General features: G+C 70.5%; 13 protein-coding genes. 10 read left to right on the top strand and 3 right to left on the bottom strand.

All coding sequences use genetic code 11. From position 1 onward, the window contains the following. Nucleotides 1-6 precede the first annotated feature (6 nt). From ACWCQM_RS08485 to ACWCQM_RS08455, 7 genes are all read left to right on the top strand, one after another. On the top strand, nt 7-1,113 hold the full coding sequence (locus tag ACWCQM_RS08485; RefSeq protein ID WP_450914527.1) for an SRPBCC family protein: 1,107 nt from the start codon (nt 7-9) through the stop codon (nt 1,111-1,113). Continuing rightward, on the top strand, nt 1,110-1,442 hold the full coding sequence (locus tag ACWCQM_RS08480) for a gas vesicle protein (protein ID WP_450914526.1): 333 nt from the start codon (nt 1,110-1,112) through the stop codon (nt 1,440-1,442). Before ACWCQM_RS08485 ends, ACWCQM_RS08480 begins: the two co-directional genes overlap by 4 nt. Nucleotides 1,443-1,464: 22 nt before the next feature. Beyond that, nucleotides 1,465-2,316: a GvpL/GvpF family gas vesicle protein gene (locus ACWCQM_RS08475; protein WP_450914525.1), complete on the top strand. Its 852-nt coding sequence runs from the start codon at nt 1,465-1,467 to the stop codon at nt 2,314-2,316. Between the two features lie 2 nt (nt 2,317-2,318). After that, nucleotides 2,319-2,546 carry a gas vesicle protein gene (locus ACWCQM_RS08470; protein ID WP_073752302.1) on the top strand — a complete coding sequence of 76 codons (228 nt, stop codon included), beginning with the start codon at nt 2,319-2,321 and terminating at the stop codon, nt 2,544-2,546. After that, complete coding sequence (locus ACWCQM_RS08465) at nt 2,543-2,821, top strand: gas vesicle protein K (protein WP_073752300.1); 279 nt, start codon at nt 2,543-2,545, stop codon at nt 2,819-2,821. Before ACWCQM_RS08470 ends, ACWCQM_RS08465 begins: the two co-directional genes overlap by 4 nt. Before the next feature lie 145 nt (nt 2,822-2,966). Next, nucleotides 2,967-3,635 carry a lytic polysaccharide monooxygenase auxiliary activity family 9 protein gene (locus ACWCQM_RS08460; protein WP_450914524.1) on the top strand — a complete coding sequence of 223 codons (669 nt, stop codon included), beginning with the start codon at nt 2,967-2,969 and terminating at the stop codon, nt 3,633-3,635. 178 nt (nt 3,636-3,813) lie between these two features. Continuing rightward, a complete protein-coding gene (locus tag ACWCQM_RS08455) occupies nt 3,814-5,493 on the top strand; it encodes an MFS transporter (RefSeq protein WP_450914523.1) in 1,680 nt (559 codons plus the stop codon). A gap of 14 nt (nt 5,494-5,507) precedes the next feature. Here ACWCQM_RS08455 and ACWCQM_RS08450 read toward each other — a convergent pair whose 3' ends face one another. The 3 genes from ACWCQM_RS08450 to ACWCQM_RS08440 all read right to left on the bottom strand — a co-directional run bounded on the left by ACWCQM_RS08450 (nt 5,508) and on the right by ACWCQM_RS08440 (nt 10,336). After that, nucleotides 5,508-6,089: an N-acetylmuramoyl-L-alanine amidase gene (locus tag ACWCQM_RS08450; protein WP_450914522.1), complete on the bottom strand. Its 582-nt coding sequence runs from the start codon at nt 6,087-6,089 to the stop codon at nt 5,508-5,510. 84 nt (nt 6,090-6,173) lie between these two features. Continuing rightward, nucleotides 6,174-7,463, bottom strand: coding sequence for an SWIM zinc finger family protein (locus tag ACWCQM_RS08445; protein ID WP_450914521.1), 1,290 nt, complete (start codon nt 7,461-7,463; stop codon nt 6,174-6,176). After that, nucleotides 7,460-10,336 (bottom strand): DEAD/DEAH box helicase, encoded by a 2,877-nt coding sequence (locus ACWCQM_RS08440; protein ID WP_450914520.1) that lies wholly within the window; start codon nt 10,334-10,336, stop codon nt 7,460-7,462. Before ACWCQM_RS08440 ends, ACWCQM_RS08445 begins: the two co-directional genes overlap by 4 nt. Before the next feature lie 259 nt (nt 10,337-10,595). Here ACWCQM_RS08440 and ACWCQM_RS08435 point away from each other — a divergent pair, with 259 nt between their 5' ends. The 3 genes from ACWCQM_RS08435 to ACWCQM_RS08425 all read left to right on the top strand — a co-directional run bounded on the left by ACWCQM_RS08435 (nt 10,596) and on the right by ACWCQM_RS08425 (nt 12,477). Then, nucleotides 10,596-11,660: a fatty acid desaturase family protein gene (locus tag ACWCQM_RS08435; RefSeq protein WP_450914519.1), complete on the top strand. Its 1,065-nt coding sequence runs from the start codon at nt 10,596-10,598 to the stop codon at nt 11,658-11,660. 95 nt (nt 11,661-11,755) lie between these two features. Next, nucleotides 11,756-11,938: a hypothetical protein gene (locus tag ACWCQM_RS08430; protein ID WP_028442276.1), complete on the top strand. Its 183-nt coding sequence runs from the start codon at nt 11,756-11,758 to the stop codon at nt 11,936-11,938. After that, nucleotides 11,935-12,477: an MOSC domain-containing protein gene (locus tag ACWCQM_RS08425; protein WP_450914839.1), complete on the top strand. Its 543-nt coding sequence runs from the start codon at nt 11,935-11,937 to the stop codon at nt 12,475-12,477. Before ACWCQM_RS08430 ends, ACWCQM_RS08425 begins: the two co-directional genes overlap by 4 nt. Nucleotides 12,478-12,500: the final 23 nt, after the last annotated feature.

The raw sequence follows: 12,500 nt of genomic DNA, 5'->3' as shown, positions 1-12,500 counted from the left end.
GCAGCCATGGCCAGGACGGACAGAGACGAACCCGAAGAGTCGGGCGTGGACCGCCTCCGTGAGGAGTTCTCGAACTTTCTCGGCGCGCAGACGGGGAAGCTCGCCCAGAAGGCCGGCGACAAGCTGACCGGACTGACAGGTCAGCTCACCGACATCGCCGAGAACGGCGGTTCACTGGCGTCGGTCGGCTCCCGTGTTCTCCAGGGCGAGTCCCCGGTGAAGGCCTTCGTCGCGGACAAGGCGGGCAGCGTCAAGGACAACATCGTGGACAAGGCCAAGGACGCCTTCGGCGGCGGGAAGAACAAGCGCAAGTCCAGCGGCGGCAAGTCCATGAACATCATCGAGGTGCTCGATGTCGGGGTGCCCCTGCGCACCGCGTACGACTACTGGACGGCCTACGACGAGTTCAGCAGCTTCACGAAGGGCGTGCAGAGCGTTTCGAAGGATGACGAGCAGGTGGAGAGCGACTGGAAGGTCAAGATCGGTCCCTCCTCACGCAGCTTCAAAGCGACGGTCCAGGAGCAGGTGCCCGACGACCGCATCGTGTGGACCTCCGAGGGATCGAAGGGCTCCACACGCGGATGCGTCAGCTTCCATGAACTCGCGCCGAGCCTGACCCGGATCGTCCTGGTGGTGGAGTACTACCCGTCGGGATTCTTCGAGAAGACGGGCAATCTGTGGCGTGTGCAGGGCCGGCGCATGCGACTCGACTTCAAACTCTTCCAGCGTTTCGTCACGCTGACCGACGAGGAACCCGAGGGCTGGCGCGGTGAAATCCGCGACGGGGAAGTTGTCGTGACGCACGAAGAGGCGATGGAGAAGGAGGAAGCCGAGAACGAGGAGTCGGACGAGGAGCCGGAGGACGGGGAAGAGGACGACTCGGAGTACGAGGACGAGCCCGAGGAAGAGGAGGAGGTACCCGAGGAAGACGAGGAAGACGAGGAAGAGGAGCCCGAGGAAGAGGACGAGGACGAGGAGGAGCCCGAGTACGAGGACGAGGAGGACGACGAACCCGAGTACGAGGACGAAGAAGAAGAGGAGGACGACGAGCCCGAGGAGGAAGAAGAGGACGCCGCCCCCAGGAAGCGACGAGGACGGAGGGCATCGAGGTGACGGATCTCGACCTCGCCCGGGACGCGTACCCCATCCCGGGGCCGCAGAACACCAACCTCGCCGACATCCTCGAACGGGTTCTCGACAAGGGCATCGTCATCGCGGGTGACATCAAGATCGACCTTCTCGACATCGAGCTGCTCACCATCCGGCTCCGCCTGTTCGTCGCCTCGGTGGACACGGCGAAGAAGGCCGGGATCGACTGGTGGGAGACCGACCCCGCACTGAGTTCCCGGGCCGCCCGCAATTCCCTCCTGGACGAGAACCGTGAACTGCGCGAGCGCCTGGAGGCGCTCGAGTCGAAGACCAGCGAGACACCGGCCGGCTGACGAGCAAGGAGAACCGAGCCTCATGACGGAGTGCGGAGCCGAAACCTCGGACGGCGGCGCCCTGTACGTATTCGCGGTGTGCGGTGACCCCGATCCCGTGTCGTTCGCGGACCTGCCAGGCGTAGCACCGGGTGAACCGCTGCGGGCCCTGCGGTTCGGAGAGCTGACCGCGATCGTCCAGACCGTGCGGGCCGCCGACTTCACGGAGGACGCGTGGCAGGCCCGGATGGCCGACCGGCAAGAGCTGGAACGGTACGCGCGTGCGCACCACCACGTCGTCTCGGCTGCCGCCGCCTGCTGCCCCACCGTTCCGCTGCCGCTGGCCACGCTCTACCACGGCGAGGAGCGCGCCCTTGAGGCGCTGCTCGGCGAGACCGAGCGCTTCCGCACGGCCCTGGAGCGCACGGCGGGCCACGCCGAATGGGGTGTGAAGGTCTACGCGAGCGACGCCCCGGCCGACCCTCCGGCGCCGGAACCGGCCGACCCTCCGGCGCCGGAACCGGCCGCCCCTACGCACCGGCCGGAAGCCACGGCCCCCGGCGCCAGGCCGGCACCCGGAGCCGGTCTCGCCTACCTGGAGCGCAAGCGCGGGGTGCAGGCCCGGCGTGAACGGCGGCACGAGGACGCCCTGCGGGTCGCCGAGACGGTCGACGCCGCCTTCCTGACGGTCGCCGCCGCGGGACGCAGGCTGAGGCTGCACGCTGCGGAGCCGCCCGGGAAGGGCGGTGCGCAGGTGCTCAACGCGACCTATCTGGTGAGAGCGCACAGGGCGGCGGAGCTCGAGGAACTGACCCGCACGCTTCGGGCCGACACCGGTGCCCGGATCGAGATCTCCGGGCCCTGGGTGCCGTACAGCTTCGTCGGCGAGGTGTAGACATGCAACGCGAAGTGGTGCCCTGGGACAACCCCGAGCCCCTGAGCGGACCCATCGGGGTGCCGCTTGTCGATCTGCTGGACCGGGTGCTGGCCACCGGCGTCGTGATCAGCGGTGATCTCGTGATCGCGATCGCCGACGTTCCTCTCGTCCGACTGTCGCTCCACGCGCTGCTCTCCTCGGTCAACGAACGCGTCCCGGCGCCCTGGGCGGACGGAGGCCCGCTGTGACGGCCTCACGACTCGACGTCGACTCCGACCAGTTGGGGCGAGATCTGGTCGCGCTCGTACTGACCGTGGTGGAACTGCTGCGCCAGCTCATGGAACGCCAGGCCATCCGCCGCATCGACCAGGGCGATCTGAGCGAGAGCCAGGTGGACGAGATCGGGACCACGCTCATGATGCTCGACCAGCGGATGGCGGAACTCTGCGAGCAGCACGGGGTGCGTCCCGAGGATCTCAACCTGGACCTCGGCCCCTTGGGGACGCTGCTCCCGCGCGACTGACGCCCGCCTCGCCCACCAGTTCGCCGCTGCCGGCCATGTCGAGGAGGACATGTTTGAAGCGAGCCGGGCCGGGCAAAGCCCCAGTGGCGCGGGAGCGCTCCCACGCCACTGGATCCCCCCACCTCCCCGAAACGGAGAGCATTCCATGATCTGTCATGAGCGCGTCAAGTTAACCGGGTGGGCGCTGCGCCTCGGCGGCGTCTTCGTCGCGGCCCTGCTCTGTCTCCTTCCATGGACAGGCACCGCGAGCGCCCACGGCTCCGTCGTCGACCCGGCGTCCCGCAACTACGGCTGCTGGCTCCGCTGGGGCGACGACTTCCAGAACCCGGCCATGGCGCAGGAAGACCCCATGTGCTGGCAGGCCTGGCAGGACGACCCGAACGCCATGTGGAACTGGAACGGGCTGTACCGCAACGGCTCCGCCGGGGACTTCCCGGCCGCCGTGCCCGACGGCCAGCTGTGCAGCGGCGGCCGGGCCGAGAGTGGCCGCTACGACTCCCTCGACACCGTCGGCGCCTGGAAGACCACGGACATCACCGGCGACTTCACGGTGAAGCTGTACGACCAGGCCAGTCACGGCGCCGACTACTTCAAGGTGTACGTCACCCGGCAGGGCTTCGACCCCGCCACCCAGGCCTTGACCTGGGCCGACCTCCAGCTGGTCGCCGAGACCGGGAGCTACGCCCCCGGCCAGAACTACGAGATCCCGGTGAGCACCTCGGGCCTCACCGGCCGCCATGTCGTCTACACGATCTGGCAGGCGTCGCACATGGACCAGACGTACTTCCTGTGCAGCGACGTGAACTTCACCTGATCCCCCCGCACCATGCCCCGGTCCCGCCGGACGTCCGTGTCCGGCGGGACCTCGCGCGGCCTGGCGTGGGGCTGTTCGCGCCGCCTCGGGGTGATCGATTGGCGGAGCCGTCCGCTCCGGCCTAACGTCGATGAGTGAACGTTTCTGTTCATGGCTCACACGCATGGCACACAGCGCTATGACTGCATCCCGAGCGAAGTCCGCGTCCATTGCCGGAACCCCGGAGCGGGGCCACGGCAACGGGATGGCGCTGCTCATCATCGCCTCGTGCCAGCTGATGGTGGTCCTCGACATCACCATCGTGAACATCGCCCTGCCGCACATCCAGACCTCGCTCGGCTTCTCGACCGAGAGTCTGTCGTGGGTGATCAACGCCTACACCCTGACCTTCGGCGGGCTGCTCCTGCTCGGAGGACGCCTGGGTGACATCCTCGGGCGCCGCAGGGTCTTCATCTTCGGTGTGCTGCTCTTCGTCCTGGCCTCGCTGCTCGGTGGCCTCTCGCAGGAGTCCTGGCAACTGCTCGCGGCGCGTGCGCTCCAGGGTGTCGGTGGCGCGATCGCCTCGCCGACCGCCCTCTCCCTCATCACCACGACCTTCGACGAAGGCCCCGCGCGCAACCGCGCGTTCGGAGTGTTCGCCGCGGTCTCCGCGGGCGGAAGCGCGATCGGACTGCTGGCCGGCGGAGTGCTGGTGGAGTGGCTGGACTGGCGGTGGGTGCTCTTCGTCAACGTACCCATCGGCCTGCTGATCGCCTTCGCCACGCCCCGGTACATCAAGGAATCCGAACGCCACCCCGGCCACTTCGACCTCCTCGGCGCGCTCGCCTCCACGCTGGGCATGGTGTTGCTCGTCTACGGCTTCATCCGGGCATCCGAGGACGGCTGGAGCGACACCGTGACCATCGCCGCCTTCGTCGGCGCCGTGCTCTTCCTCGCAGTGTTCCTGGCCGTGGAGCGCCGGTCGAGGCAGCCCATCACGCCGCTGCACATGTTCCGTGACCGCAATCGGGCCGGCGCCTTCGGCATGATGCTGAGCCTGGCCGCCGCGATGTTCGGGATGTTCTTCTTCCTGACCCTCTTCGTGCAGAACATCCTGGACTTCAGCCCGTTGCAGGCGGGGCTGGCCTTCCTGCCGGTGAGCGCGATCATCGCGGTCAGCGCCGGACTTGCCTCGCAGCTGCTGCCCCGGTGGGGACCCAAGCCCTTCATGGTGGTGGGCGCCGTCCTGGCGGCGGCCGGGCTCGCCTGGCTCACGCTGACGGACGTCAACAGCACCTACCTCGGCAGCATTCTCGGCCCCATCCTGGTCTTCGGCTTCGGTATGGGCATGCAGTTCGTGTCGCTGACGCTGATGGCGGTCTCCGGTGTGGCGCCGAGGGAGGCGGGGGCGGCGTCCGGAGTCCTCAACGCCACCCAGCAGGTCGGCGGATCACTGGGGCTGTCCATCCTCGTCACGGTGTTCGGCACGACCAGCCGCAACGAGGCGACGGAGCAGATCCCCAGCTTCCTCGCCGAGGCCACGCCCGCCCAGCAGCTGGAGTTCCGCAGGACGGGGGAACTCCCCTCACCGTGGGGTGATCAGGTGCTGGCGTCCGGCGTCTCCAGCGCGTTCATCGTCGCCGCCATCTTCTCCGTCGTGGCCGCGCTGATCGCCCTGATCGTCATCCAGGTCCGCGCATCCGACCTCGAACGCCTGCGGGGCGGAGGCGCCATGGGGCCACCGATGACGGACGACGGTTCCGGGGCCGGGGCGGACCAGGCCCCCCAGGCGGGCGGCCGGGCCGGCGCCGCCGAGCACGACATCGGAGTGCCGACACGGAAACGAGACGGAGGCGAAGGTTCCGCTCCCCTCGGATAGCCCGCGCCTCGGCGTCAGACCAGATTGACCAGGCGGATGTAGCGCACCCAGTCCCAGTTGACCCCGGGGTCGGTGTGGTCGCTGCCCGGCACCTCGTGATGGCCGATGATGTGTGCGCGGTCCTTGGTCAGGCCGTAGCGGTCACAGATGTCCGCGGTCAGCCTCGCCGACCGCTCGTACATCGTGTGGGTGAAGTAGGAGGGCTGATCGACCCAGCCTTCGTGCTCGATGCCGATGCTGCGGGTGTTGTAGTCCCAGTTCCCCGCGTGCCAGGCGATGTCCTTCTCCCGCACGCACTGCGCGACCAGGCCGTCCCCCGACCGCACCACGTAGTGTGCCGAGACCTGCTTGGCCGGATTCTGGAAGATGCCGATCGTCTGGGTGAACGTCTGCTGGGCGACGTGGATGATGACGCGGTCGACCGGATACGCCGAAGGGCGGCTCGACACCGTGTAGTTGGACGCCGATGCGGGCGACCACTGCGCTGCCGGGAAGTCGGCCGCCGCCGCCGGGGCGGCCACGGCGCGGACCGACGCGGGGAGGAGCGCCGCGGTGGCGGTCGCCGCGGCGCCCTGGAGGATCCGTCTGCGCTGCATCAGCACTCCTGTACCTGGGGGAGTCCGTCCGGTCTACGCCACAACACGCGCACGCCCGCCGCACGGTTCCGCGCCGGCGCGTGTTCAGGAGCCTGACAGCACCATGGCCAGCGCGGCGGCCGGATCGCCGTCCGCCGGCCCGGCAGGCACCCAGCGGCCCCGCTCCTTGGTGTACGGCCACCAGCGCCCGTCCCGTCCGTACCGCAGCTGTGCGCCCGAACCGACCACGGTCCAGCGGTTGTTCGCGGCGCGAAGCTGCGGGCCCTCACCCTCCTCCCATGCCGCCGCGAGCTGTGCCCCGGCCCGGGTGAGCTCCTCGGCCCCGGGCTGCCACTCCTCGTCGTACACCGCCAGCGCCGCCGCCCCGCCGTACCGCCAGGCGCGGGCCGCCGCGTCGAGCCCGGCCGGCTGCCGTCCCACCGCCGAGGCGAGACGCGCCGCCGTCCGCGCGTCGGGCCGTCCGTCCGCAGCCAGCCGCACGGCGTCCTGTTGCGGCGTCAGCACGGCCGGCGGCGGCTGCTCACCATGGCCCGGGGCGAGCGCGTCCGCCAGCATCGCGAAGGCCCGTACGGCGCTGTCCGCCGCCAGGAACTCCAGTGCGGCGGGATCGATCCCGCCGGCCGGCTCCGCGTCCGTGTCCAGCGAGGGCGGCAGGCCCGGCTCGGCGGGCAGCGGCGGCGGAGGAGGGAGCGGCGGCAGGATGTCCCGTGCCGCGAACGCCTCGTCGGCCCGGACGCCACACGTCGCGGGCGGCCCGGCCGGATCGTCCGCCGGGGCGGCGCCCGCCTCCCGGACCGCCCGCGCGGCACTGCGCACCTGGAGTTCGTCCAGCAGCCGCCGCTCGTCGCGCCCCCGCAACAGCAGCAGCACGAAGGGGTCCTGGTCCAGCAGCCGCGCCACCTGGTAGCAGAGGGCGCCCGTATGCGGACAGTGGTCCCATGCCTCGCAACTGCACTCCGGTTCCAGATCGCCGATGCCCGGCAGCAGTTCGACCCCGGCGGCTGCCGCGTCCTCCACCAGATGCGGCGGCATCTCGCGGTCGAGCAGCGCCGCGATGTGCCCGGCCCGCTCGGACGCCATGTCCAGGAACCGGTCCCACTCCTCCTCGCTCAGCTCCTGGAGGAGCACATCACTGCGGTACGCCGCCGAAGAACCGTCCCGCACGAGCGCGGTGAGCCTGCCCGGCCTGACCGACACCGCGCCGACCCTGCCCTCCCGGGCCAGCCTGCGCCCCCTCTTGAGCTGCGTGCCGTCGAGTGCCGTGTCCTCCAGTGCCTTCAGCCACGCCTGTCCCCACCAGGACGAGGCGAACCCCTGACCCCGCGCCGGCGGCAGGGCGGCGAACGTACGCTCCGGCTCGTGACTCCCGCTCATCGTGCGCCCCCTCGCAGCTCGACCAGTTCGGCCAGTTCGGCATCGGTCAGTTCACTCAGCGCGGCCTCGCCGCTGCCCAGCACGGCGTCCGCCAGCTCCTGTTTCCGCGCCAGCATGGCGGCGATGCGGTCCTCGACGGTCCCCTCGGCGATCAGCCGGTGCACCTGCACCGGCTGGGTCTGCCCGATCCGGTACGCACGGTCGGTGGCCTGCGCCTCCACGGCCGGATTCCACCAGCGGTCGAAGTGCACCACATGCCCCGCCCGGGTGAGGTTGAGCCCCGTGCCCGCGGCTTTCAGCGACAGCAGGAAGACCGGTGCTCCGCCCTCCTGGAAGCGGTTCACCATCGCCTCGCGTTCGGCCACGGGGGTGCCACCGTGCAGGAACTGGGTGGCGACCCCGCGCGCGGCCAGATGCTGCTCCAGCAGCCGGGCCATCCGCACGTACTGGGTGAACACCAGCACGCTCGCGCCCTCGGCGAGGATGGTGTCCAGCAGCTCGTCCAGCAGCTCCACCTTCCCCGAACGGTCCACGATCCTCGGCCGCTCCTCCTTGAGGAACTGCGCGGGATGGTTGCAGATCTGCTTGAGCGCCGTCAGCAGCTTCATGACGAGCCCCCGCCTGGCGAAGCCGTCCGAGCCGGAGATCTCGGCGAGCGTCTCGCGCACCACCGCCTCGTACAGACCGGCCTGCTCCGGGGTGAGCGACACCGCGCGGTCCGTCTCCGTCTTGGGCGGCAGCTCCGGGGCGATGCCCGGGTCCGACTTGCGGCGCCGCAGCAGGAACGGGCGGACCAGCGCGGCCAGGCGTTCCGCGGCGGCGGGGTCGTTGCCGCCCTCCACCGCGCTCGCGTACCTCGTGCGGAACGTGCCGAGCCTGCCCAGCAGCCCGGGAGTCGTCCAGTCGAGGATCGCCCACAGCTCGGAGAGGTTGTTCTCCACCGGGGTACCGGTGAGTGCGACACGGGCCCGCGCGCCGATGGTGCGCAGCTGCCTGGCGGTCGCCGAACGCGGGTTCTTGACGTGCTGCGCCTCGTCGGCGACGACCATGCCCCAGGAGGCCTCGGCCAGCCGGCGGGCGTCGAGGCGCATCGTGCCGTACGTGGTGAGGACGAACTCGCCGTCGGTGAGGTCCTCCAGCGAGCGCGACACGCCGTGGAAGCGGCGCACCGGAGTGCCCGGGGCGAACCTCTCGATCTCCCGCTGCCAGTTCCCCATCAGGGAGGTGGGGCACACCACGAGCGTGGGCCCCGCAGCCGACGGGACGCACTGCCTGTGCAGATGGAGGGCGATCAGGGTGATGGTCTTGCCGAGTCCCATGTCGTCGGCCAGGCAGCAGCCGAGGCCGAGGGAGGTCATGGTGTCCAGCCAGTCCAGGCCGCGCAGCTGGTAGTCGCGCAGACGCGCGTCGAGCGCCGCCGGCTGTCCGACCGATGGGCGGTCCGCGGACTCCGGGTCCGCGATCCGCTCGCGCAGCCGGTCGAGCCAGCCGCTCGCGGCCACCTCCACCTGCCGCCCGTCGACCTCGGCCGTCCCGGTCAGGACCGCGCCCAGCGCGTCGATGGGTGTGACCTTGCGGTCCCGGGTGTCGCGGGCGCGCCTGACCTCCTCCGGGTCGACGAGGACCCATTGGTCGTGGAGGCGGACGAGGGGCCTGCCCGCTTCCGCGAGCCGGTCGATCTCCGCCCGGCTGAGCTTCCGGCCGCCCAGCGCGAACGTCCAGTCGAACGCGAGCAGGGAATCGGCCGACAGGAAGGAGGGCGTCCGCGATCCGGCCCTCGACGGCGAAGCCTCGTCGCCGTCCTCCGGTCCGATCACGGCGCGCGCGGTGAGCTTCCTCGCCAGCGCCTTCGGCCAGTGGACCTGCACGCCTGTCGCGGCGAGAGCCCTGGCCGCGGGGCCCAGCAGCTCCGCGATCTCCTCGTCGGCGGGCTCCACCGCATCCGGAACCGCCGCCGAGAGGAGGGGCGCCAGCGGCGGCCAGGCCCGTGCGGCGCGCCGCAGGGCGAGCAGGGCGTCCATCCGGGCGCGCCGACCGAACAGTGACGCGGCGGGGGAGCGGTCGGTCCACAGGTCCGCCGCGTCCGCCACCAGGGCGGGATCCTGGACACTGTGGATCTGCAGGACGGCACGGAAGGAGGGACCGCGGCCGGAGAGGTGCTCCGCGTCCGGCGTGTCGGCCAGCCCGGACACCTCGACACGCAGGGAGAGCCGGACTCCGGCGTCATGGCCCGCCGCCACATCGGCCGCCCACGGCCGCAACGCGGGCAGATGCTGCGCGGCGCGCGCTGCGAACGCCGGTGAGCCCGTCACGGATTCGGCGCCAGGCGTACGCGGCAGTCCGTCCACCACCGCGTCGATGAACGACCGCAGCAGCGACTCCGGATCGGCCAGCATGACCGGATCGGCCGTCGCGTCGAGCGGGACGGCATGGGCGTCGGGGGGCATGGAGGCCGCCAGTACCCGGATACGTTCGAGGTCGTCCGCGGTCAGTGGTCCGGCCCGCCACGCGTCGCGGTCCGTGGGACTCAGCCCCGGCAGCAGCAGTCCGCGCGCGACGAGTTGGAGTGCGAGCACTCCGGCGGCGCCCCAGAACGCGGCCGACGGGGAGGCATGGGCAGCGGCCCGCGCCCGTGTCAGGACGGGCAGCGCCTCCCGGACGGGCACGAGCAACGCCGGTACCGCGTAAGGGCGTGCGTCGCTCCCGGAGACGGTGATGTCCTGCGGACTCCCTTGATCACCGGGAGGGGTGCTACCGTCCGGGTTCCAGAACGCGATCAGGCCTGTACGGGCCGGATCCGCGGGGAGGAAGACTGCGGAGCAGCGGGACAGTTCGGAGTTCTCGTCAGGTGTTGCCGCAGGGAGCCTGTGCACAGCGATGTCAGATTCCTCAAATTTGACTAGTGAGCCCGGGGTCGCCGAGGGTACCTCACCCACGGCCCGTCCCGGGAGAAACGCGCAGTGACCCACCTCGCTCGTTTCCGCCTTCTGAAGCCTGGGGTGCGGCTGTCCCCACCACCGGACACGGGGGATTGCCCCCGCATGGCCGGGGTGATGGCGCCATGGCTGCCGCAGGCCCGCCCTCCGTACGTTTTGACGAGGTCAGCGCAGTTGCCCAGAAACCGGAGACGTCATGCCCCAGGCGGTAGAAGCCACCGTTGAGCAACACCCCCGCGAGGGATCGGAGAGCCCCGCGGACACCCGTTCCGCCGGCAGTGATTTCGCACCGCTCCTGAAGACCGTCAGGGGGCAAGGCCTGCTGGAACGTCGCACTGGCTGGTACGCGGTGGGCATCGCGGCCAACCTGATCGCGCTCGCGGCGGTGATCACGGGGATGGTGCTCATCGGCGACTCCTGGTGGAACCTCTTCCTCACGCTGCCGCTGGCCGTCCTGTGGACCCGTACCGCCTTCTTCGGGCACGACGCCGGGCATGCCCAGATATCCGGCGACCGCAGGGCGAGCAGGATCACCGGACTCGTGCACGCCAACCTGCTCCTCGGCATGAACGAGGCCTGGTGGAACGACAAGCACGTACGCCACCACGCCAACCCCAACCACGTCGACAAGGACCCCGACGTCGGCGTCGGAGCCCTCGTGTGGACCCAGAAGCAGGCCGCACAGCGTGAGGGCTTCGCCCGCTGGCTCACCCGCAACCAGGCGCGCCTCTTCTTCCCGATGCTGCTCCTCGAAGGCATCGCCCTCAAGATCTACGGGTTCCAGTTCCTGAGCCGCCAGCCGGCCCGTGAACGAGCCCTGTCCGGCGGTCTGCTGGCCTGCCACCTCGCGCTGTACGCGACCCTGCTGCTGACCGCCATGTCCCCGGGCAAGGCCGTCGTCTTCGCCCTCGTGCACCACGCGTTGTTCGGTCTCCACCTGGGCATGGCGTTCGCCCCGAACCACAAGGGCATGGAGATGCCCGACCCCGACGGCGACCGCTGGGGCCACCTGCAGCGCCAGGTCCTCACCTCGCGCAACGTGCGCGGTGCCGTCCTCACCGACTGGTTCCTCGGCGGCCTGAACTACCAGATCGAGCACCATCTCTTCCCGAGCATGCCCCGGCCCCATCTGCGGCTGGCGCAGCCCCTCGTGAAGGCGCACTGCGCGTCGATCGGCATGCCCTACGCGGAGACGGGGCTCGTCGAGTCCTACCGCCAGGCGCTGCGGCACATGCACGAGGTCGGCGAGCCCCTCAGGTAGGCCCCGCGGCACCTTTCCGGCGGAGCCGGAACCGACGGGCGCCCACAGGCGTTCTCCCCACAGGAGCGGCTCCGGCCGCGAAGGAGGCACGGATCATGTCGAACGGTGCAAAGATCGCCATCGGGGGAGTCGTCGCGGCAGTCGTCCTGATTCCGTTCATCGGATTCTGGTGGTCACTGCTCGTCCTCATCGGGGTGCCCACCGTGGGCTACCTGATGCTCGACCCGTCGCAGAGGCGAAGGCTCCGCAGGATCAGCCGTAAGGAGATAGGGCGCTGAACAGCACGGTCACCGCGGTGAGCAGCAACGGCGTGTACGCGTTCACCAAGCCGAACAGGGAGAGCATCACGCTCCTGGCCGGACTCGGAGTGGAGGGCGACGTGCACGCCGGTGTCACGGTCAAGCACCGCTCCCGCGTCGCCCAGGACCCGACCCAGCCCAATCTGCGCCAGGTCCACCTGATCCACGAGGAGCTCTTCGGGGAGCTGCGGGAGGCCGGATTCGAGGTGGCCCCGGGTGATCTCGGGGAGAACGTCACCACGAGCGGACTCGATCTTCTCGCGCTTCCTGTGGGCACCCTGCTGCACCTCGGGGACGAGGCCGTCGTCGAGGTGACCGGCCTGCGCAATCCCTGCCTGCAGATCGACGCCTTCCAGGCAGGACTGCTCAAGCAGGTCGTCGGCCGCGCGGACGACGGCACCATCGTCCGCAAGGCCGGAATCATGGGCGTCGTCAGGGCGGGCGGGGCCGTACGGCCGGGCGACCGGATCAGCGCCGTGCTGCCCGCCGAGCCGCACCGGCCGCTGGAGCGCGTGTAGCACCGGCACCTCACGGACCGCCG

The organism is Streptomyces sp. NPDC002125 (assembly GCF_053593715.1).
Note: the sequence above shows the minus strand (reverse complement) of the source record. Positions and strands in the feature narration are given on the sequence as shown.